Raw genomic sequence first — 22333 nt, 5'->3', positions numbered from 1 at the left:
AGTTACAGGTTATAAGTTACAGGTCTGGATTCATAACCTGCAACCCATAACTCGCAACCCACAACCGATATGATAAACCGCGAAACCATAGACAAGATTGTTGAAACCGCCCGCATTGAAGAGGTGGTTGGTGATTTTGTGCACTTAAAAAAACGCGGAACAAGTTTAATAGGTAATTGCCCATTTCATGGTGAAAAAACACCCTCATTTCACGTTTCTGTAAGTAAAGGCATCTATAAATGTTTTGGTTGTGGTAAAGGTGGAGATGCAGTTCGCTTTATTATGGAGCATGAAAAGTATTCATATCCAGAAGCACTTAAGTTTTTAGCCAATAAATATAACATTGAAGTAGAAGAAACTGTAGAAACTGTTCAAGATGTAGAAGCTCAAAATGCTAGGGAAAGTTTATACATCGTTTCTCAGTTTGCAGCAACTTATTTCGAAGATCAATTGTGGAATGGTGATGAGGGCAAGGCAATTGGACTAAGCTACTTTAAAGAACGAGGATTTCGTGAAGACATCATTAAAAAATTTAACCTAGGTTATTCACCTGATGTTTGGGATGCATTAACGCAAGATGCTGTTAAAAATAAACACGCTGAAGAGTATCTAGAAAAAACTGGTTTAGCCATCAGAAATGATAAGGGTAAACTTTACGACAGGTTCCGTGGTCGTGTAATGTTTCCTATCCACAACTTTACAGGTAGAGTAATTGGTTTTGGGGGGAGAACTCTTAAAACTGATAAAAATGTTCCGAAATACGTAAACTCACCAGAGAGCGAGATCTATCATAAATCGAATGTTTTATATGGTTTGTTTCATGCCAAAAAAGCAATTAGAGATTTAGACAATTGTTATTTAGTTGAAGGTTATGCCGATGTACTTTCTGTTCACCAAGCCAATATCGAAAATGTTGTTGCTTCATCAGGTACATCTTTAACCATTGAGCAAATTCGATTAATTGGTCGTTTTACGCAAAATGTAACTATTCTTTATGATGGAGATGCGGCTGGTATCAAAGCCTCTTTACGTGGATTAGATATGATTTTGGAGGAAGGACTAAATGTAAAAGTAGTTTCTTTTCCGGCAGGAGACGACCCTGATTCTTACATGCATAAAGTTGGTGCTGGAGCCTTTAAAACCTATATAGAAGAAAACCGCAAGGATTTTATTTTATATAAAGCTAACATCCTTTTGGCAGAGGCTGGTAACGATCCAATTAAAAGAGCAGGTATTATTCGTGATATTGTAGAAAGTATTGCTAAAATTCCTGATAATATCAAAGCCTCTGTATTTATTCGCGAATGTAGTAGTTTATTACAGATTGAGGAGCGAATTTTACTGAGTGAACTAAATACAATGCGAGCTGCAAAGCTCAAAAAATCTAACACTACACAGAGTAGACAGCCGCAACACCAAGATTTACCACCAGACAACCTTTTTGCAGATGATGCACCAACTGCAGTTGTGCAAGCCGAGACTATAGCAAATGATGAATTACAAGAACAAGAAATTGTACGCTTATTATTGGCATTTGGGCATGAATTGGTAAGTTGGGATAAGATTGATAACATGTATATCGGTTCATTTATTATGCAGAATTTAACTGATGTTACTTTCGAGAATAAACTTTGCAAGAAAATAATAGACCATTATAGGATTGAGATAGAAAATGGCCAGTTACCTACTGCAAACCAATTTATCAAGAGTGAAGATAGGGATATTGCAGATTTGGCCATTACACTTTCAAGCTCGCCATATACCTTAAGCGAAAATTGGTACAATAAACACAACATCTATGTTAGAGATGAAACTGTAAATCTTAAAGCCACTATTTTAGGTGGATTGTACCATCTTAAAAAACGAAAAGTGGATCGCATTTTGTTGGATTTACTAAAAGAAATTAAAACAGAAAACGATGCAACTAACCAAGAGATTTTAATGCAGCGATACGCATTTATTAAAAATGTAGAAAAAGAGATTTCAAAATTCTTAGGTTCTGTAATAGTAAAATAAGCATGAATAAATCTCAATTTGCAATTCGATTTACCCGATACTGATACATGGCAAGTCATAACGATTTGGGCTTTAAAGGTGAAGCTATTGCAAAAGCATTTTTAGAAAAACAAGGCTACGAAATATTAGATGAAAATTGGGTTCACGGTAAAGCAGAAGTAGATTTAATTGCTTACTTAAATAGACAAATCATCTTTGTAGAAGTTAAAACAAGAACTTCCGTTGCGTATGGAATGCCCGAAGACTTTGTGAGCGAAACTAAGCAAAAGCAAATGGATTTGGCTGCAAATGAATATATTGAATTAATGAATCATAAAGGAGAAATCCGATTTGACATTGTTTCAGTATTATTTGATAAACAAAATAATTACACCATAAACCATATTGAAGATGCATTTTGGCCTTCTTAACAAATCAATTAAATTAATCACCATAGCTTTTTTAGTAGTCTTAGCTTTTGGTTGTAGAGATGATGAAAATGTCTTAATCACTTTTAGTACACCTAATCAGGGAGATAATTTTAATGTTGGTGATGAAGTGAAAATTAAACTTGATGTACCAAAAAATATAAAGATCGACTCTGTTGTTTATATGTTAGATGGAAAATTAATAAGTAAACACATAAATGCTGATTCTATTTTATTGCCGACTAAAAACTTGCTATTAGGTTATAGAATGATTACCGCCATCGTTACTATAGCTGATAAAAAAGATACAATCAATACGAATGTCGTTCTAAAAACGAACCAGGTTCCAAAACAATTAACTTATAAAATCGTAAACACATTTCCTCATGATACAAGTGCTTACACAGAAGGTTTAAGTTATGTAGATGGCAAATTGTTAGAGAGTACAGGAGAGAATGGTCGTTCAGAACTAAAATATATTGATTTAAAATCTGGCAAAACCTTGCAGAGAACCAAATTAGATCCACAATATTTTGGCGAAGGATCCTTAAAAATTGGTGACAAGATTATCATGTTAACCTGGAAAGAAAATATGGGTTTCATATTCGATGCAAAGACTTTTAAACAGTTGGGTAGTTTCCCTTATCAAAATAGCAGGGAAGGTTGGGGCTTAACTTTTGACGGTAAAAATATACTTCGCTCTGATGGATCAAATCGTATTTGGTTAATGAATGCGAACACTTTGAAAGAAGAAAGCTATATTGAGATTTACGACAACAATGGTCCAGTTGATAGTTTAAATGAACTCGAATTTATTAATGGTAAAATTTATGCAAATGTTTACCTAAGTAATAAAATTGTAATTATTAATCCTTTGACAGGAGCTGTGGAGTCTCAATTAGATCTAACTGCCTTAGTGCCTAAAGACTTCTTTAAAACTTCAGATGAGATCCAAAATAATGTGCTTAACGGGATTGCTTGGGATGCAAATGGAAAACGTCTTTTTGTTGGAGGTAAAAAGTGGCCTAAATTGTATGAAATAAAAATAGTTCATTAAGTTAATAATGAACCATTTTTAAATTTTAGGATGTATTCTAATCCTAACTACTTTTTAACCTCGCTCAAATAACCATTATAAGTTATTGACTGTTTATTGTTACTCACTACACTCAATGTGGCGTATCCGCCTTGCGAGATGCTCAAATTCATTTGTACATTATCTCTAACATCTTTAGTTTTAATGTTGATGTTCCAGCCCCTTTTATTCTTTTTAGAATCATAAATAAAGTCAGTAGACGTAAACTTATAACCTTGTTCATCTGGATTCATTGATGCAGAATAAGACCGTCCGTAATAAGGAAGGTAAGCTATAACGCTATCTTTAACCACACGAACATCGTAAGAACTTCCAGATAAGTTAATATTACCACCATTCATATTTCCGGGCATTCTACTCATTATTTTATTAATATCTGCACTATTTAATGGAGTAGCTGATGTAGCTACAAAAACATAATTCTTTTCTTCTACAATTTTAGTCGTAGTTGCTTTATCTGTTTGTGCATTTGCTTTAAAAGTTACGAAGACCAAAACTAATAGCACTAATTTTTTAAACACTTTCATCTTATCCTTATTTAAAATAATATAATCACTAAGCCGAACTTAAGCTTATTATAAGTCACGTTCCTGCTTTTCAAGAATATGATTAAATTTTATGCCAGAATCCATAAATGTTAATGTATTTATTATAAGATACAAATTTAAAGTGTTTAAATGGCTGATGTATAACGTTTGCGAAATTAGCTTTGGTCAAATACATAAATGTACCTGACCAAGGCTAAACTAAGATATTGTTGCTGTTAATGTTGTTCCAGATACAGCTAATGCATATACTTTTAATGCCGATGTAGTTCCGCCATCATTAGGTTGTGCTACAATGCTACCGGTAGTAGTATATTTAGAGCTGTGCAAACTACACTGAATAACATTACTTGCCTGTACCCAATTAAGCGCACCTCCCTGATGTGGGCAAGAAGCTTGCGTAGCAACAAAAGAACTTGCTGCATTGCCAGTTGCAGTTCTGATAAATAAAACACCACCTGATGCTAGAAATGCACCAACAGTTAATAGCTGTGAACCTAAATCTACATTAACTTTTGTGCCAGCTGAGCCGCCACCTCCACCTCCACCACCAGGCGCAGGGGTAGGGTCATCACCTTTGCTGCCACATCCTGTCATGCAACTTCCAGTGCATACGAGGGCTATACCAAGCCCTAATGATTTGATAAATTCGTTACGTTCCATAAAATTTAATTTTTAGTAAATAGTTGATTTTGTATTAGGATCCTTGTTCTTGGATTTAAAAAGACTAAAATTTCTAGAGATCGTAAACCCAAAACGAACCCCACCTTCTGTCCATGATTTTTTTGTATTGGCGATGAAATTATTTTCTGTTATATATTCTGAGTTCATAAAGTTGAGCGAAAAAATATGCCCACCAGTTTCAATTTCTAACCCTACACCCAATGGATTATATAAGGGAACTGTTAAATTATTTGGTCTGGATAAGCCACTAACCATGGTATAATCCGCAACAAAAGAAAGTCGTTTGGTAAGCTTAACTCTGCCAGCGAAACCGATAGAAAATATATTTTCAGGATCATTTTGATCTGCACTTACCGAACGCAATAAATAAGATGGCATAACTTGCAATGAAATTCTAGATGAGAATTTTCTAGATAGGATAGGTTGTATTAAATAAGTTATTCTATCACTATAATTGGCAAATTCTGTGGTAGCGAAAGGTGCTCTAGCAACTAATCCTATTTGAGCCAAAAAGGTTAAATTAAATGGCATTCCGCTATCTTTTTTCTGTTGTATTAATTTTTGTTTGATGTATAAATCGAACAGTTCATCGTGTTTGCTTCTCCCAATACCAATAGTTAATTTATCACTTACCCCATAATCTAATCCTATAAATAGGTCTGTGGCAACATCAAGCCCATAAAGTGTATGTGCACTCCCAAACTCCCCACCTATATCTCCAAAATGATGACGAATTCTTAAATCTAAATCATGCTTTTTCTGGGTCTCTGTAGAGTGTGATAAAACAATATGAGTCGCCTTAAAAGTAGATTCAACTTTGTTATATTTTTTACTGCTATCTAAAGAATTTAATAATGAATCTGTTGTTTGAGCACTCGCTCTTAATGCCAATAGGGTCATTATTAAAAAGAGATAAATAAGTAGTTTATTCTTTGTCATAATAATTTATTTTAGGGAGGTTAATGTTGCTTGTATATTTATTTTTATCACTTCAGCTATTTTGGTAAACACTAAACTTGGGATTTTAATTTTATGAGCAGCGCAGGCAACATCGAAATTAGAATTGAGAGTTATCATTCCATTTTTGATGGCTATTTTTCCTGTTATTGTTCTCGGTTGATCTATACCATGAACAGATAAGATTCCTTTTGCAGCAACAGTATATTCACCATCTTTGCTCCAATCAATCTTTGGCTCAAAATTTCCTTTAAACTTTGCTAATGGATACTTATCACTTTCCATGTAGTTTTCATTAAAATGCTCTTGCATTAACTTTTTATCAAATGATAAGCTTTTAATGGCCAGTTGTACGGCTATTTCTTGTGTTGATGTTATTAAAACAGCATTTCCACCATTACTAGCTGCTTTAATATCTTCAACAGGGGTTGATGAAAATATGTTAATCTTAACGTTTCGACTAATAAATGTTTGTGCATTTACATTGTATATACATGTCAAACAGACTAGCACCAGCAATATGAATTTGTTCTTATTTATTGAAATCATAACGAAGTTTTAATGATATACCACTTGATTTTAATGGAACGCTACCTTCTCCTATGCCAGTTAAAGGAATTTTGATGTAGGGTTCCATACCAAAAGCGAATTTTTTATTCTTTAATTTAATATTATAGGTTGCTGACAAGTCTATTACGCCTAAATAATGTTGATTAGCATTTGAGACATTTGTAATTCTATCTGCTCTATTTAATGTCTGATTATATTTAAAAACATAATTTTCCTTTGTCATCAAATAAGTAGAGAGGCCGGCATTAAGCTCAATGCTTCTTTTTTGGTTTTCACTTATATTATAAGAAGCCCTTAGTGGAATTTCAATAACCTTACAGGCTGCATTAATTCCAGAGAAATTTGCTTTATTGGCAGTAGGATTATTAAATGTATAATCATAAGCACTGGCAGAATAATTTTTACTTCCGTAACTCATTCCGGTTTGTAAACTTAGTTTCTTGGTTAAACCAATTCCAACTGTAAATCCAATAGTTACTCCACTTTTACCACCAATAAGTGAACTTGTAGAGCTAAAATCAGGCCCTGCTAATATGGCTACACTAATTGGGATTTTTCTTTTAACTTTTGTTTGTATTTCAGTTTTTGGTTTTACTAAATCTATTCCTTTTATTACAGGATCTGAACTAGCAATTACATCTTGTTGAGCTTGATCTGCAGGTTGCCCTTGTGATACAACTACTGCTTCTTGATTGTTCTTGATATTAGCATTTGATGAATTTTGAACAGGAGTATTTGCTATTGGTATTGGATTTTTAGCAGGAGCAATATTAGATTGAATAACTTCAAAACCTTGATTAACCACATTAGGAGTTTGTTTAATGTTTTTAGCTATTGATTTATCATCTAATGCCACTTCTTCTTGTGATGGTTTAGTTAATTGCGGGCTAACTTTAGTTCTATTTTTGATGTTTTCTACTACAACTGTATCTGTTTTAGCTTCATTCTTTCTATTTAAAATATAAAATGTAGCGCCAAATGATAACAACAGTAATAAGATACTTGCATATCTTAAAAATGTAACCCTTTCTCTTTTACGTAACTTCTTCTCCATCTTTAACCATGACTCTTCCTCAAACTCAGGAAACTCTTCAGTTATCCTAGTTTTAAAAGCCTGATCAAAATCATTATCATTCAACTCTTTCATCTCAATAATTAATTTTTCGTTGATCTGAAATAGGTGCATCAGCCAACATTTTTTTTAAATTTTCTCTAGCCTTAAAAAGATTAGATTTAGAGGTGCCAATAGAAATAGATAGCATCTCTGAAATTTCTTCATGTGTAAAACCGTCAATTGCAAATAGGTTAAATACCGTTCTGTAAGCAGTAGAGAGTTTTTGAACCAGTTTAATAAGGTCCTCATAATTTAAATGAGAAAGAATGTTTTCACTATCTTCCACTTCGTGATTAGCATTTAGTTCTTCCATTTCTATTTTTCTTATTCGGTTTCTATAATAATCTATCGATGTGTTAATCATTATGGTACTAATCCATGCATTAAATGAGCGCAGCCTGTCATATTTGTGCATATTCATAAACATTTTCATAAATCCGTCATTTACCATTTCAACTGCTTCATCTTTACTTTTTGCATAACGCAAGCAAATTCGCATTGAATAGCCATAGTACTGCCGATAGAGTTCTTTTTGACTCTTTCTATCTTTATCTATACAGCCATTGATGAGTTCGGGTGTTAGCAAAATATTCTCAATTAGGAGTTGTTTGATATTTGCAGTTACGGATACTTTTTAAGAAAGGTTGCTTGGGTAAAGAAATTTATGAATAAAAATTTCTTATAAAGAAAAATCGCCATTTAATTGAGAGTTTCAACTATATGGCGATTTATAATATGTGTTAAGTTATTAGTTAAATGACTCAACAAATGAACCAATGACTAATGAACAATTCTTATCTCCAGCTCTTGTACTGATTAATTAATCCATTTGTAGATGAATCATGTGTAGTGATTTCAGCATCATCTTTTAATTCTGGTTGTATTTTTTGGGCCAATTGTTTTCCTAGTTCAACTCCCCATTGGTCAAAACTGAAAATGTTCCAAATTATACCTTGTACAAATATTTTATGTTCATACACCGCAATTAAACTACCCAAAGTATAAGGAGTTACTTTTTTAAGTAAAATTGAATTCGTTGGACGATTACCATCAAACACTTTAAATGGAGCAAGTTCCTTTACCTGACTTTCGGATTTCCCTGCCTCTTTTAACTCTTTCTCTACTTCGTCTTCACTTTTTCCATTCATTAAGGCCTCAGTTTGTGCAAAATAGTTTGACAATAAAATTGGATGATGTTCTCCTAATGGATTTAAACTTTGTGCAGGAGCAATAAAGTCACAAGGAATTAATTTAGTGCCTTGATGTATCAATTGGTAAAAAGCATGCTGTCCGTTTGTACCTGGTTCTCCCCAAATAACAGGGCCAGTTTCATAATCAACATTATTGCCATTTCGGTCTACATGTTTACCATTACTTTCCATATCTCCTTGCTGGAAATAGGCTGCAAAACGATGCATATACTGATCGTATGGTAAAATGGCTTGTGTTTCTGCACCATGAAAATTAATGTACCAAATACCCAATAGACCTAATATTACAGGAATGTTTTCTTCAAAAGGAGTATTTTCAAAATGTTGGTCTGTAGCATGTGCACCAGCTAAAAGTTGCTTAAAATTAGCAAAACCAATACCTAATGAGATCGATAATCCAATAGCACTCCATAAAGAATATCTACCACCTACCCAATCCCAAAACTCGAACATATTCTCCGTATCAATCCCAAACTCAGCAACATCTTTTGCATTGGTAGAAAGTGCTGCAAAATGTTTAGCTATATCTTCTTTCTTAGCTCCACTTTTTAAAAACCATTCTCTTGCGCTATGGGCATTAGTCATGGTTTCTTGTGTAGTAAAAGTTTTAGAAGCCACTAAAAATAAAGTAGTTTCAGGATTAACCCCTTTTAATGTTTCAGCTAAGTGAGTCCCATCAATATTAGAAACGAAATGTAGGTTTAACCTAGTTTTATAAGCTTTCAAAGCTTCTGTAACCATTACAGGGCCTAAATCTGAACCACCAATACCAATATTTACAATATCTGTAATTGCCTTACCAGTATATCCTTTCCATTCTTCTGAAATAATCGCATTGCTAAATTTCTCCATCTTAGCTAATACCGCATTTACATCAGGCATTACATCTTTTCCATCAACTAAAATTGCTTTATTACTTTGGTTACGCAGAGCGATATGTAACACAGGCCTACCTTCGGTCTGATTAATTTGATCGCCACTATACATTGCCTTAATAGCATCAGCCAACTTACATTCTTTAGCCAATTGAATTAACAAAGCAAAGGTTGTGTCATTGATACGGTTTTTAGAGAAATCGACTAAAATATCTTCAAAAAGGATGGAAAATTTTTTGAAACGTTCCCCATCTTGAGTAAATAAATGCTTAATGTCGGTTTGGCTAATATCTATAAAATGGTCAGTAAGATATTTATATGCAGTAGTTTCTGTGAAATTTATTTTTGGTAGCATAATTGATTGTTTAATATGTAAAAGTACAAAATTAACCAGAACCAAAAATCATGTTAGAAAATTTAGAACAGTTAGTAAGAGATAACGCAAAAGATGCAATTGTAAACAATGCAGCAGTGCCAAATGAACAAAACGATAATGCAATACAAGCAGCATCAAGCTCAATCTTTGATACGTTAAAAGAACAGCTAACTTCAGGAAATGCTGCTGAAGTTGCCAATATTTTTAACAAGGGAGAGGCAACCGAAAGTAGCCCGGTAGTACAACAAGCAACTTCTAGTTTAACTGAGAAATTAGCAGGCTTCGGGATCAACGCTGAAACAGCTAAAAGTATTGGTGCTTCAATTATTCCTGTAATCCTTAGTAAACTTGCTGGTAAGACTAACGATCCTAATGACAGTTCTTTTAACATACAAGATGTACTAGGGAAATTAGCAGGCGGGAGTGATGGTAAATTTGACTTAACTGATGTAATGGAAATGTTTAATGGCGGGAATCAGAATCAGGCTCAAAGTGGTGAGGTAGCTGGTGGCGGCATGCTAGATAAATTAAAAGGTTTGTTTAACTAATAATTAAGCTGTGTTTGTTTAGAATAAATGCAGCTTAATTGATTTTCATTATATTAGTTGAAAAACCAATTGATAATGAAAAAACTCTGCTTGATAAGTCTTTTAATATTTCCAATATTTTTACAAGCGCAAAACACAAAGCAAAAAATCGATGTGTCAAATAGAGCTGATGCACTCTCTCAAAAAGTGATCGGCTGGCGAAGGGATTTTCATGAACATCCAGAATTAGGGAATTTAGAAAATAGAACCGCAGCAATAATTGCTAAACACTTACAATCTTTAGGTATAGAAGTAAAAACTGGAGTTGCCCAAACTGGTGTGGTTGGTATTTTAGTGGGGGGTAAACCGGGTCCGGTTGTAGCTTTAAGGGCAGATATGGACGCGCTTCCTGTTACAGAAAGGATTCAATTGCCCTTTACCTCAAAAGCTAAAACAACCTATAATGGTCAAGAAGTTGGGGTAATGCATGCATGTGGACATGATAGTCATATGGCAATTTTAATGGGTGTTGCCGAAGTCTTATCAAGCATGAAAAAGGATTTAGCTGGAACGGTAAAATTCATCTTTCAGCCTGCAGAAGAGGGAGCGCCAGTAGGTGAAGAGGGTGGGGCTGAATTAATGGTGAAGGAAGGTGTTCTACAAAATCCAAAAGTAGACGTGATTTTTGGATTACATATCAATTCTCAAACGCCAGTTGGTCAAATTACTTATCGTCCAGGGGGTACAATGGCTGCTGTTAACGATATGAAAATTACTGTTACTGGAAAACAGGCGCATGGTGCTTATCCTTGGAGTAGTGTAGATCCAATTGTAGTTTCTGCACAAATCATTAATAGTTTACAAACAATTGTGAGTAGAAACTTAAATATTACAGAAAATCCTGGTGTAGTTACCATAGGGATGATACAAGGTGGAGTTCGTTCTAACATCATTCCTGAGAAAGTAGAAATGTTAGGTACAGTAAGGAATTTTACACCTGAGGATGAAAAGATGTTCATCGAACGCATTAAAACAATTGCTGTAAAAACAGGAGAAGCTGCTGGGGCAAAAGTTGAAGTGGTTATTCCTTATAGCGCACATTATCCAGTAACGTTTAACGATATTGCTTTAACCGAAAAGATGCTGCCAAGTCTACAATCTACGGCTGGTGCTGCCAATGTGAAATTAAAAGCTCCAGTTACAGGTGCCGAAGATTTCTCTTTTTATCAAGAAAAAGTTCCTGGCTTGTTCTTCTTTTTAGGAGGAATGCCAAAAGACCAAGACCCTTTGAAAGCGCCATCACACCATACACCAGATTTCTTTTTAGACGAGAGTGGATTTACTTTAGGCGTAAAAGCTTTGTGTAATTTAACATTGGATTATATGGGGATGAAGAGGTAAAGTGGCCAATGTAATAGACCATAACCATCATTTCACTTATCTTTAACCGTGGTCTGTGGCTAACAGAACACTTATAGGGTTTTGAATTTTGTTCTGTTAGCCACAGACCATGGGAGTAAACGAGACATTTTAAATTAATTAATATTCATAATGATAAAAAAGATATTTTTTGTTTTCGCATTAGCTCTAATTTTACAGCTTATTTCTGGATGTGTAGATTGTAATTGTGGACCAATTAAAACAATTTATTTTACCAAAAAGGGATTGTCTCTTAAAAATATGGATGCTTCTTTGCCACAGCCCATGGTTACAAATGCTGGAATAATTTCTAGTGCTAATTATGGTATTCAGATTCAGTTGCTTACTGAGCAAATTGCCTTAAGGAAACAACGAATAAACTGGGGATTGATGCAAACCGCTCATGCTTGCAGTTGCTCAGAGGATAATTTTATAGCCAAGGAGGACATCCTATCTATAGAAATATTTTCAAATAATGATTTTGATGCTAGTCATCCAAAAAATACCGATCTCAGTTTATATTTCAAGGCAAAAAGATATACTGAAATGGTTTCAATAGCTGATTACATTAAATCTTTAAAAGATTTTAACGGTAGTTCGGTAAGTGCTTTTTACGAAGGCATTTTTTTACAAGTTAAACCAACCAGTAGTAAAAAGCATAAATTTAAAGTTAGAATTACTTTATCAGATGGTAGAATTTTAGAAACTGAAACAACTGAAGTTGAACTCAGTTAATTTTTCTTTTATCACTGAAGAAACCATTAATTTTAGCCCCGACAGAAACGAGCATGTAGCCCGAAGTTTACGAAGGGCGAAATAAAGTGTATGGCGGGACTGTACTCTAATATTTGCAATTACCTTGCGCTTCAAATTCTATCACTTTCTACTTTAAGCTTTAGTCTTTAACCTTCTATTTACATATATTTGCCATTATGACTAAAGAACAAGTACAGGATTTAAGGGACAGAGTTACGTCGCTGAGGAGGTATCTTTGACGTTGAAGATAAACTAGAAGATATTCGTATAGAGCAAGAACTAACCTTGCAACCAAATTTTTGGGACGACCCGAAAAAAGCCGAAAAACATATTGCAGCAATCAATTCAAAAAAAATATGGACAGATGGATGGCAAAAGGCTAATGCAGCTGTAGAAGATGCTGAAGTGCTTTATGAATTTTTCCAAAATGGCGATGCCACTGAGCAGGAACTACAAGAACAATTTAATTTAAGTTTAAAAGAAGTAGAGGGTTTAGAGCTGATGAATATGCTCAAAACCAAACAAGATTCTTTAAATGCTGTGGTTCAAATTACAGCTGGCGCAGGCGGAACAGAAAGTTGCGATTGGGCTTACATGTTAATGCGAATGTACTTGATGTGGGCAGAAAAAAATGGCTACAAAGTAACAGAGCAAGATTATAACGAAGGTGAGGTTGCAGGAATTAAATCTGTAACGATAGAAATTGCAGGCGAGTTTGCCTATGGTTATCTAAAAGGAGAAAATGGTGTTCATCGTTTGGTAAGGATATCTCCATTTGATTCAAATGCTCGTAGACATACTTCTTTTGCTTCAGTTTATGTTTATCCATTGGTTGATGACACGATTCATATAGACATTAACCCTGCTGATGTAGAGTTTGAAACTTTTAGAGCTGGTGGTGCTGGCGGACAAAATGTAAATAAAGTAGAAACTGCTGTTCGTTTATACCACAAACCATCTGGCATTATCATTAAAAATCAAGAATCACGTTCTCAATTACAAAATAAGGAGAACGCTTTGCGCCTATTAAAATCTCAATTGTATGAAATAGAGCAACGTAAACGTGATGAAGAGACGGCATTAATTGAAGGTTCTAAAAAGAAGATTGAATGGGGCTCGCAAATTAGAAGCTATGTTTTGGATGATAGGAGAGTAAAAGATCATAGAACAAATTTTCAAACTTCTAATCCCCAAGCAGTGTTAGATGGAGATATTAATGATTTCTTGAAAGCATATTTGATGGAGTTTAGTTAGATCGTGAAATAATCATCATGCTGAATTTTCAGCATGTAATACAGGAAAGACCCTGAGTGAATCAGGGTGACGGTAATTCATAGAATTCAACAATATTTTTAATACTTTTAAATTGTAATAAATTATTAAATGAAAAGATTATTGATTTTGACAACTTTGCTTTTTGTGGTGTTAAATGCTAATGCGCAAGAAGTAATTCCACTTTATAAAGGTACAATACCGGGTTCAAAAACACCTCCTGCTAATTTTAAAGAAAATATAGTTACAGGTAAAGATGGTGTTTCAAGGGTTAGTCGTGTTACAGATCCTACACTAACTGTTTTTGCTCCAGCTAAACCAAATGGTACAGCAATAATTATTTGTCCAGGCGGGGGCTATAGCATTTTAGCTATTGGAAAAGAAGGATATGATGTAGCCAAAAAGTTTGCTGAAGTTGGTGTAACTGCTTTTGTATTAAAATATCGTTTACCAAATGATACTATTATGGTTGATAAAACCATGGCTCCCTTACAAGATGCCTTACAGGCTATTTATTTGGTACGTAAAAATGCGAGTGTTTGGGGCATTCAAACTAATAAAATTGGCATTATGGGCTTCTCTGCAGGTGGGCATTTAGCTTCAAGCTTAAGCGTTCATTATGGTGATATGAAAATTGATAACCAAGAAAACGTAAGCCTACGTCCAGATTTTTCTGTACTAGTTTATCCGGTAATAAGTTTCGGGACAGTAACTCATGCTGGTTCTGTAAAGAGGTTATTGGGCGATGAACCTACACAAGCACAAAGAAATTATTTCTCTAACCAAAACCACATTAATGCACAAACACCACCAGCATTTTTAGTTCATGCAAATAATGATGTTACCGTACCGGTTAAGAACAGCTTAATGTATAATGAGAACTTAGCTAAATTCAAAGTCCCTGCAGAGATGCATATCTATCAGGCAGGTGGACATGGGTTTGGTTTAAATAACAAAACAACAAAAGAAGTGTGGTTTGATACTTTAAAGAATTGGATGACAGCAAACAATTGGTTGTAGTGTCTTTAGATTTATTATTTAAACCCGATTGAAGTGAAAAATTTTTGTTGATCGTCAGTCTGAGCTTGTCGAAGACCCATTGACAAACCTGTAATGTAAAACAGGACTAACATTATCCTGCTTCTCAAATAACTATTCTGATAAAATTTCCTGCAATTGCTTCAATTCCTCAACCTTATCTGCTGCACCTAGATTTTCATATGCAGAGATTAAATTTCGAATAATTCTACGGATGATCTCTGTATTGCTACAAGGAGAATAAAACCCAGGTTGAGGCTCTAAGTTTAGCTGACGTAAAAATTGATCAACGTCATGCTTGCCAAAAATAGCACCTTTATTAAAGGCATTAATGTAAAATAATACGCCATATTCTTTTTCTGCATTGCTTTCATCTATATAACCTAAAATAAAATGTTGTGGAAGATTAACCCCGTAAACTGGAATATCTAGTTTTTGGGCAAGCGTAGCATAAATAATGGCTAAAGAAATTTGATTGCCTTTTTTGCTTTCTAAAACCTGATTTAAATAAGAATTTTGTGGGTCGTGATGGTTTTTTGTATTTCCACCAAAACCGTATTGTCCGTAAAAAACATGGTTAATAAGTTTAATTTTCTCAATAGAACTCATTTCATATTGTAAACCAACCCAAATTTCTCTTTTAATTTCTTCTATCTGATTAATAACAGCCTGCTCATCCAAATCTGGATACTGATAGCGATTAATTACCAAAGCACCTTGTAATAAATCAAATGCACCACTTTGATACCATAAATTCAAATCTTCTTTAACGTTATTGAATTGGATGGTATGAACTATATTCTCAATACGCTCTTGCAGTAATGTATCTAAAGATTGTTCCCATGCGCTTTCTAAATAGGTAACTGCTTCATTGCCGTATTCTAGCAGTCGTTGCTGTACATGTTGGTAGATTCCTTCATCTGGATCATCTAATAATTTCACTAAGGCATTAATTTCTGCAAGATTTTCCATTAAAATGCAAATTACAATTTTCTGTTTACCTATTTTTGTGGCTATGGTTTTTCAATTTATTGCCGATTATCTTAAGCATCGTATTACTGCAAAAAGTAGACATGGCACTCATTCGCCTTTCGTTTATAAGCTTACTGATGAGGTAATTTACGACTTTTCTACTAAAAAAGTATATGATGATATTGAAGCGCAGCGAAAAAAACTTTTGCATGACGATAAATTAATTACCGTTACCGACTTAGGTGCAGGCTCTCATCTCAATAAAAATCGAACAAAAAAGATTAGTCAGATTGCAAAAAATGCATTAAAAACGCCACGTTTAGCCCAGTTGATCTATAGATTAGCCGCTAATCAAGAACTAAACAACATCATAGAACTTGGAACTTGCTTAGGTATTACAACGGCTTACCTCTCAAAAGCACAACCGGCAGCAGATGTGTTAACCATAGAAGGTTGCCCAGCAACTGCAGCTGTAGCACATCAAAATTTTACAGCACTTGATTTAGAAAATGTAGAATTACAAGTAGGTAATTTTAATGATCTTTTACCAAAAGCAATCAGTGATGCAGAAAAATTAGATTTCGTCTATATTGATGGTAACCATACTAAAGAGGCTACACTAAACTATTTTAACTGGTGCTTGCCGAAAATTCACGAAAATTCATTGTTAATATTTGATGATATTTATTGGAGCGCAGGGATGAAAGAGGCTTGGTCTGAAATTAAAAATCATCCTCAAGTTGCCCTTACCATAGATCTATTTTGGATTGGACTAGTTTATTTTAAAAAAGGACAGGCAAAAGAACATTTCAAGATCAAGTTTTAAATTTTACATTACGTCATTTCGAGTGAGCATAGCGACGAGAAATCTATCCTATTTTTTGTCATTCCGACTTCGGAGGAATCTGATAAGTAAATTTTCTTTAGAAATAATTTTATTAATCTGTAAATCAATTGATTGTGTATTTTAAACTGCTTTTTCAATTATATAACTTAAAAAACAGTTGTAAAACTGAAAACTTAGTTATATCTTTAGTTTATGGAAGAGTTAACTAAAACAGAAGAGCGCATCATGCAGGTTTTGTGGAAACTGCAAAATGCATTTGTTAAAGATATCATTGATGAACTAGATGAAGAACCTAAACCTCCTTATAACACCATCTCATCTATTGTAAGACTTTTAGAAAAGAAAGGTTACGTAAGTTATAAAGCTTATGGTAAAACCTATCAGTATTTCCCAGCCATTAGTAAAGAAGACTATACCAAAACAACATTCTCCAAAATGTTTTCAGGGTATTTTGATAATTCGCCTACAAGTCTACTATCGTTTATGGTAAAAGAAGAAAAATTAAGTGAAAAGGATATAGAAGAGTTGAAAGCACTAATCAATAAAAATCTATAAATATGGAATTGATAACCTACCTTTTAAAAGTAAGTGCCTGCACGGTATTGTTCTTTGCATTCTACTTACTGGTATTAAGAAGATTAACCTTCTTTAAAATCAATCGTTTTTACTTGCTATTTACTTTATTGTTGAGTTTTGCAATTCCAACGCTAAAATTTACGATTGAAAGAGAGGTAGCAGAGATCCCAACCGTTTATACCCCAATTGAGGCTTTAAGTAATGAAATTGAAGTTGCACAACAACCACTCTCAAAGCAGCTAGATTTTGCACCGGCAGTTGAAGAAGATTTTGACTGGTATTCACCTTTAACCTATCTCTATTTTGGTATTGTTGGCTGTCTTTTATCTATCGCTATCTGGAGGATATTGCAGCTAGTAAAATATACAAAAAATGGTGCAGAACGAATAAATGGACTTAAAATCGTCCCAAAAACAGCAGGCTTTACCAATTGCTCCTTCTTTAACTATGTGTTTATAGATAACGAAAGCCTAACATCGGCAGAGCTTCAGGTTTTACTGAAACATGAGCAGGTTCATGCAAAGCAGTTACATTCAATAGACAAGGTTTTACTCATCATCATAAAAGCATTTCTTTGGTTCAATCCTGTTGTTTACCTATATGATAAAGCACTGGAGCAAGCACATGAATACGAAGCCGATGAGGCAACCTCACAAAGCTTTGGCACAGAACAATATGCCAATTTATTGTTGAGGCTTGCCATTGCGAAAAGTGAGATGCCATTGGTGCACAATTTCGTTAAAAGTCCAATTAAGGAAAGAATAAAAATGTTGTTTAATTCTAAGTCAAAGAATATGAAAAAAATGATGTACTTGTTGGCACTACCAATAGGATTGGGATTGCTTTGGGGTTTCACTGTAAAAGTGGTTAATGTTAGTAATCCTCCAAAGGTTACTAAGGAAAAATTGGTTGCTATAAATAAAGTACCATTAAGTAAGCACTTGTGGGGCAAGTCTCTAAAGGGAAAAGTAAAAAGTATTTTGAAAACTGAAGTTGGTGAAATATTGAACTTTAAATATGGCGAAACTACTGTTGAGATATATAATCATGCCCTTGGTAAAGTCAAAGTAGGAGATGAATTGTTAGTTACAATAAGCGGAACAGTAAATGACATAACAGTAACTGATAAAAAGGGGAATTTCATCAGGAAACTTGAAAAACCATGCTATTTAATGTCGGAGTTATCTAGGTTAGATGGAACAATTTTGTATCAAATTAAAACTCCAGCAATAAAAGCAGATTCTTTGCATACAGAGGCTTCAAATTTAAATGCCCAAGATACCATCAAAACTCAAAAGCAAAAAAACCTAGAACGAAAAAGGGAATTCGAAGCTTTTAGAAAATCGCCTGAGTATGCTAAAAAAGTGCAAGAGATGAAAGATGTGAATGGCAAAACATTCACAGGCGTAGTGGGTGATGATTATGATAATGGGAGGGGTATATTCGGAAAAGGAAAGCTTTTTACTGTTGGAAATACCGTTTACATTTTGGAGAAAGGTTTTGCAAAGCAAGATATTTTTAAATCAATTGCCAAAAATGATAAGATTGAAGTAAAGGTGGATTATAGTTCATTTAATAAAGATATACCATATCTTATGGTTGCTCCAAAAACCATAACCAAAGATGGGAAGTTGCTATATACTGCACCAGCAAGACCAACTCCAAAACAATATGCATTTTTATATGAAGCAAATAAAGCTCGCTATGCTTGGTCCGTAATCAAAGCAATCGATAAAAATAGTGATGGAACGATTAAAAAAATTGTGCTGAATGATAATGGTTTTACCATTAATCTTAATGTTGCAGCTCAAAAGTTTAAATCAAAAGATTTTAAAGTAGGTAATTCTGTTATTGTTAAGTTTTTTGGAGAAAAACTGGTTGCTAAAAATACCTATACTACAGATAAAATGATTGTGCTTTACTCTTGGCCAAAGAAATATGAACTTAGAAATAATACATTATATAATCGTTTTTACGAAATAGATGGAACGCAAAAAATTGCAGAGAATAATAAATCATCTTCAAAAGAAATTGGAAGCAGTGTTAAACCAAAGCTACTTAAATCTACAAGCTTAACCGTTGATACAAAATCTGATATCGTTTATGCCAGAAATGTAATAATGCAAATAGGTGGTAATCAATTGCAAGCAGATGAAATTATTTGGGATAAAATAAATGAAACCATTACCTCAAAAAATGCTAGTATAACGTCAAAAGCAGGAATTATTTCTTCGGAATCAATTATATATGACTTGAAAAAAGGAACCTATAAAGCAATTCAAGCAAAAGGGGATATAGTTAAGGTAAAAAATGAAATTTCTTATAGTGCTAAAGATTCCACAAAATTTGATAGACTTAATCAAATCGTCTATTTATATGGTAAAGCAGAGGTTTCTACAAAGGACAATTCTTTTCAAGGCTCTAGTATAGCTTTTAACAAAAAAACAAATACAATTAAAGTTAATGGAGCAAGTATATATGATAAAAAATTGAAAACAATGGTTAAAGCAGATTCAATGTACATGAATATCAACACATTAAAGGGAGTTCTTTTTGGAGTTACAACATCAACATCTAAATAAAGGTTTTAGTTAATTAATTGCTCGGTGGTCTGTGAAACACAGACCGCTTTTTTTATAAGCTAAAATCTATGTAAACTATGTCCTATGTGGTAAAATAGAAAAATTACTGACCTGGCTGATAACTTCTTTCGGCGTTTTTAACCACATCTTCTTTGTAAAATAGCACATCTTTAAACTGCCCTTTACTATACATTAATGCTTGGTCTGTAAAGTGTTTAGAACTTGGATCCCCAATATTTCCACCAGCTAAGATAGATTTGGCTTTTATTTTTTTGCCAAATTCAACTGCACAAACAAAACTATTGCCACTAAAACCATATCGTTTGTTAGTTTTAAACGGATTGCTGCGGTAAGAAGAAAGCTGTCCCCATAATGCAGAACCAAAGCCAACAGGAATGCTAGGTAAAGCATCATCATATTTTTCATTCACAGCACCTGTTAAACGTTGATAACGATTAATCTCACCCCAAGCAATTTGCCATTTGCCAAAACGTTTGGTCAAATCTGCTAAAGTGGCTTTTAATGGATCTAGCAATTCATTTGGTCTTGCACTAGCTGCAAATGCTATGGTGTTTTCTACCTGATCTTTCTCTCCAGGATTGATATATACTCTTTGAATAATTGGATTTAATTTTTGTGCCCATTCAAAAGCTAAAGTTGTGGCTTCAGAGCTTTCACTTGATTGATAATTCCAAGCCTTTAAAATTGCAATTGGTTCTTTTAATTCAGCTATTAAAGGGTCACTTTGTGGTAATTCTGTATAGGCTTTCAATAATGCCGGAACTAGTATTTCAAAAGCGGGTAGATAAGTATTGTAACCCGTAGCTATTACTTTGTCTAAATTGTATTTAGTTGGAATACTTAAAAGTTTGGTAGCGGCAACTCCTCTAAAGTTTTCTCCATCTGGCGCCATGTAAGTTGGGTAATTTGCCTTAATTGGACTGTTTTTGCCTGCTACACTAAATGGGGTAGAATTACAATTTTGTAGCCAACCATTAACCGGATTGTAAATGTGAACCATGTCTTTTACATTGTGCAAACCTTTCCAAGCAGTTGCCGAGGTAGAGCCATCTACAACTTCACTCCAATTGTAATTTTTATCTCTTATAGGAATAAAATTTCCATGCCAATATGCAATGTTTCCTTTTGCATCTGCATAAACCGTATTGTTAGATGCATTTGCTTTTAAATCCATTGCTTTTTGATAATCTTCAAAACTTTTGGCCTTGGTACGTACCCAGCTTTGCACTAAACTTTGTGTGTTTCTGTTTTTAGATTTTAAGCTGATCCATTTACCCTCTCTTATTGCCATAACAGGGCCATTATTGGTGAAATAAGTTGTAAAAATCTTAGATTTTAAACTACTGCCCTCAAGATAATGGATGGTCATTTTTTTCTGAACGACAAGAAATTTCTTTTTGTCGTATTCGTAAAATAAACCTTTATCGGTTTTGGTAATTTTTTCGGCATACATATCTGCAATGTCAACATTGTTTGAAGTATGCATCCAACCACAATATTCATTAAAGCCTTGGTAAACAAAAAATTGCCCCCAAGTTACCGCCCCATAAGCATTTAGGCCTTCTTCACTTTGCATTTGTACCTCTGGTCTAAAGTAAAATGTAGTATGCGGATTGATATATAAAATAGCATTGCCAGATTCTGTAATGCTTGGGGCAAATGCAAAACCGTTAGAGCCACTTTGCTGGTCTTTAATTACTGGAACATATGCCGTAGGAGAGTGGTCGCCTGTATAGAATTTCTTTAATTCTCCAATCGTTAAATCTGCAGTGTTGATCGCACCAATACTTCCATCTGTCCATAATAGTGCATACCAAGGCTTAAACCTTGTTAGCAAAGCAGGCTTTACTTTTGGGTTTTTATAGAGATAATAATTAATTCCGGCAGCATACGCATCTAATAATTTCTTCATCCAAGGTTGAGCTTTGGCGTAATCAGTTTTTGCTTCTGCGGTATCAATTAATAATCTAATTTGTAAATCATTAAATAAATCTTTTTCTCCATTAATTTCTGAAAGCCGACCTAATTTTTCAATGTAATTTAATTCAACACGTTTAAAGTCGTCTTCACATTGTGCATATAACAAGCCAAATACAGCATCTGCATCAGTTTTACCATACACATGTGGAATACCCCAATTATCTCTTATAATATTTACCTTTTTAGCTTGCGCTTCGTAAGCTGCAATTTCTGCTGGTGTAAATTTTTGAGCGAAAAGTTGTAATGGCAATAAAAGCAAAAGGAATAATTTCTTCATAAAAGGATGGATTTAGCATAGCTGATTTTAACTAGCTGCAGTAAAGGCTAAATTGTGAAATATTTTTAGAAGTTGAGAATAAATATCCTATTTGTTGCGCAAAAGCATTCTTGTTTTTGTCATTCAGCGCGCAGTGAGGAATCTAATAATTAGAATTCCATCCCATAGATTCCTCCAAAGTCGGAATGACAAATACTAAGGTAATCAGCGCATCT

At 34.0% G+C, this 22333-nt stretch carries 20 protein-coding genes; 11 read left to right on the top strand and 9 right to left on the bottom strand.

The genetic code is table 11. From position 1 onward, the window contains the following. Nucleotides 1-69: 69 nt before the first annotated feature. Genes dnaG through FA048_RS01245 form a run of 3 tightly spaced genes read left to right on the top strand, consistent with a single transcriptional unit; the run spans nt 70 to nt 3480 of the window. Nucleotides 70-2016 carry a DNA primase gene (gene dnaG, locus FA048_RS01255; protein ID WP_136838188.1) on the top strand — a complete coding sequence of 649 codons (1947 nt, stop codon included), beginning with the start codon at nt 70-72 and terminating at the stop codon, nt 2014-2016. Nucleotides 2017-2063: 47 nt separating this feature from the next. Next, the gene (locus tag FA048_RS01250; protein ID WP_136838187.1) at nt 2064-2426 is read left to right on the top strand and encodes a YraN family protein; all 363 of its coding nucleotides are present in this window, start codon (nt 2064-2066) and stop codon (nt 2424-2426) included. Further along, nucleotides 2407-3480: a glutaminyl-peptide cyclotransferase gene (locus tag FA048_RS01245; protein ID WP_136838186.1), complete on the top strand. Its 1074-nt coding sequence runs from the start codon at nt 2407-2409 to the stop codon at nt 3478-3480. The genes FA048_RS01250 and FA048_RS01245 overlap by 20 nt, the downstream gene beginning before the upstream one ends. Before the next feature lie 47 nt (nt 3481-3527). Here FA048_RS01245 and FA048_RS01240 read toward each other — a convergent pair whose 3' ends face one another. The 7 genes from FA048_RS01240 to pgi all read right to left on the bottom strand — a co-directional run bounded on the left by FA048_RS01240 (nt 3528) and on the right by pgi (nt 9830). Continuing rightward, nucleotides 3528-4046 (bottom strand): DUF4251 domain-containing protein, encoded by a 519-nt coding sequence (locus FA048_RS01240; RefSeq protein ID WP_136838185.1) that lies wholly within the window; start codon nt 4044-4046, stop codon nt 3528-3530. A 219-nt stretch (nt 4047-4265) separates the two neighbouring features. After that, nucleotides 4266-4727: a QcrA and Rieske domain-containing protein gene (locus tag FA048_RS01235; RefSeq protein WP_136838184.1), complete on the bottom strand. Its 462-nt coding sequence runs from the start codon at nt 4725-4727 to the stop codon at nt 4266-4268. 12 nt (nt 4728-4739) lie between these two features. After that, nucleotides 4740-5687, bottom strand: coding sequence for a DUF5777 family beta-barrel protein (locus tag FA048_RS01230; protein WP_136838183.1), 948 nt, complete (start codon nt 5685-5687; stop codon nt 4740-4742). Nucleotides 5688-5693: 6 nt separating this feature from the next. Further along, the gene (locus FA048_RS01225; RefSeq protein WP_136838182.1) at nt 5694-6254 is read right to left on the bottom strand and encodes a YceI family protein; all 561 of its coding nucleotides are present in this window, start codon (nt 6252-6254) and stop codon (nt 5694-5696) included. Continuing rightward, nucleotides 6238-7461 (bottom strand): outer membrane beta-barrel protein, encoded by a 1224-nt coding sequence (locus FA048_RS01220; RefSeq protein ID WP_136838181.1) that lies wholly within the window; start codon nt 7459-7461, stop codon nt 6238-6240. Before FA048_RS01220 ends, FA048_RS01225 begins: the two co-directional genes overlap by 17 nt. Then, the gene (locus FA048_RS01215; protein WP_225872446.1) at nt 7424-7975 is read right to left on the bottom strand and encodes an RNA polymerase sigma factor; all 552 of its coding nucleotides are present in this window, start codon (nt 7973-7975) and stop codon (nt 7424-7426) included. Before FA048_RS01215 ends, FA048_RS01220 begins: the two co-directional genes overlap by 38 nt. Nucleotides 7976-8183: 208 nt before the next feature. Beyond that, nucleotides 8184-9830, bottom strand: a complete 1647-nt coding sequence (pgi, locus tag FA048_RS01210) for a glucose-6-phosphate isomerase (protein WP_136838180.1) — start codon at nt 9828-9830, stop codon at nt 8184-8186. Nucleotides 9831-9880: 50 nt separating this feature from the next. Here pgi and FA048_RS01205 point away from each other — a divergent pair, with 50 nt between their 5' ends. The 5 genes from FA048_RS01205 to FA048_RS01185 all read left to right on the top strand — a co-directional run bounded on the left by FA048_RS01205 (nt 9881) and on the right by FA048_RS01185 (nt 14845). Next, nucleotides 9881-10399 (top strand): hypothetical protein, encoded by a 519-nt coding sequence (locus FA048_RS01205; RefSeq protein ID WP_136838179.1) that lies wholly within the window; start codon nt 9881-9883, stop codon nt 10397-10399. Nucleotides 10400-10474: 75 nt separating this feature from the next. Continuing rightward, a complete protein-coding gene (locus FA048_RS01200; RefSeq protein ID WP_136838178.1) occupies nt 10475-11779 on the top strand; it encodes an amidohydrolase in 1305 nt (434 codons plus the stop codon). Between the two features lie 150 nt (nt 11780-11929). After that, complete coding sequence (locus FA048_RS01195; protein WP_136838177.1) at nt 11930-12532, top strand: DUF5034 domain-containing protein; 603 nt, start codon at nt 11930-11932, stop codon at nt 12530-12532. A gap of 197 nt (nt 12533-12729) precedes the next feature. Continuing rightward, a protein-coding gene (gene prfB, locus FA048_RS01190; protein ID WP_136838176.1) for a peptide chain release factor 2 occupies nt 12730-13807 on the top strand; the annotation gives its coding sequence in 2 pieces (ribosomal slippage) (nt 12730-12789 and nt 12791-13807; 1077 coding nt in all). 129 nt (nt 13808-13936) lie between these two features. Next, entirely contained in the window at nt 13937-14845 is a 909-nt protein-coding gene (locus FA048_RS01185; RefSeq protein WP_136838175.1) for an alpha/beta hydrolase, read from the top strand. A 132-nt stretch (nt 14846-14977) separates the two neighbouring features. Here the strand turns inward: FA048_RS01185 and FA048_RS01180 are convergent, their stop codons facing one another. Further along, nucleotides 14978-15835, bottom strand: a complete 858-nt coding sequence (locus tag FA048_RS01180; protein ID WP_136838174.1) for a transglutaminase-like domain-containing protein — start codon at nt 15833-15835, stop codon at nt 14978-14980. 4 nt (nt 15836-15839) lie between these two features. Between FA048_RS01180 and FA048_RS01175 the strand changes: the two genes are divergently transcribed. From FA048_RS01175 to FA048_RS01165, 3 genes are all read left to right on the top strand, one after another. After that, entirely contained in the window at nt 15840-16661 is an 822-nt protein-coding gene (locus FA048_RS01175) for an O-methyltransferase (protein WP_225872445.1), read from the top strand. 213 nt (nt 16662-16874) lie between these two features. After that, nucleotides 16875-17237, top strand: a complete 363-nt coding sequence (locus tag FA048_RS01170; RefSeq protein ID WP_136838173.1) for a BlaI/MecI/CopY family transcriptional regulator — start codon at nt 16875-16877, stop codon at nt 17235-17237. Nucleotides 17238-17239: 2 nt separating this feature from the next. Then, the gene (locus FA048_RS01165) at nt 17240-19840 is read left to right on the top strand and encodes a M56 family metallopeptidase (protein WP_136838172.1); all 2601 of its coding nucleotides are present in this window, start codon (nt 17240-17242) and stop codon (nt 19838-19840) included. A gap of 103 nt (nt 19841-19943) precedes the next feature. Here the strand turns inward: FA048_RS01165 and FA048_RS01160 are convergent, their stop codons facing one another. Then, nucleotides 19944-22118, bottom strand: coding sequence for a penicillin acylase family protein (locus FA048_RS01160; protein WP_136838171.1), 2175 nt, complete (start codon nt 22116-22118; stop codon nt 19944-19946). Nucleotides 22119-22333: the final 215 nt, after the last annotated feature.

The organism is Pedobacter polaris (assembly GCF_005116505.1).
Classification (GTDB): Bacteria; Bacteroidota; Bacteroidia; order Sphingobacteriales; family Sphingobacteriaceae; genus Pedobacter; species Pedobacter polaris.
This window is presented reverse-complemented; position numbering and strand designations above follow the sequence as displayed.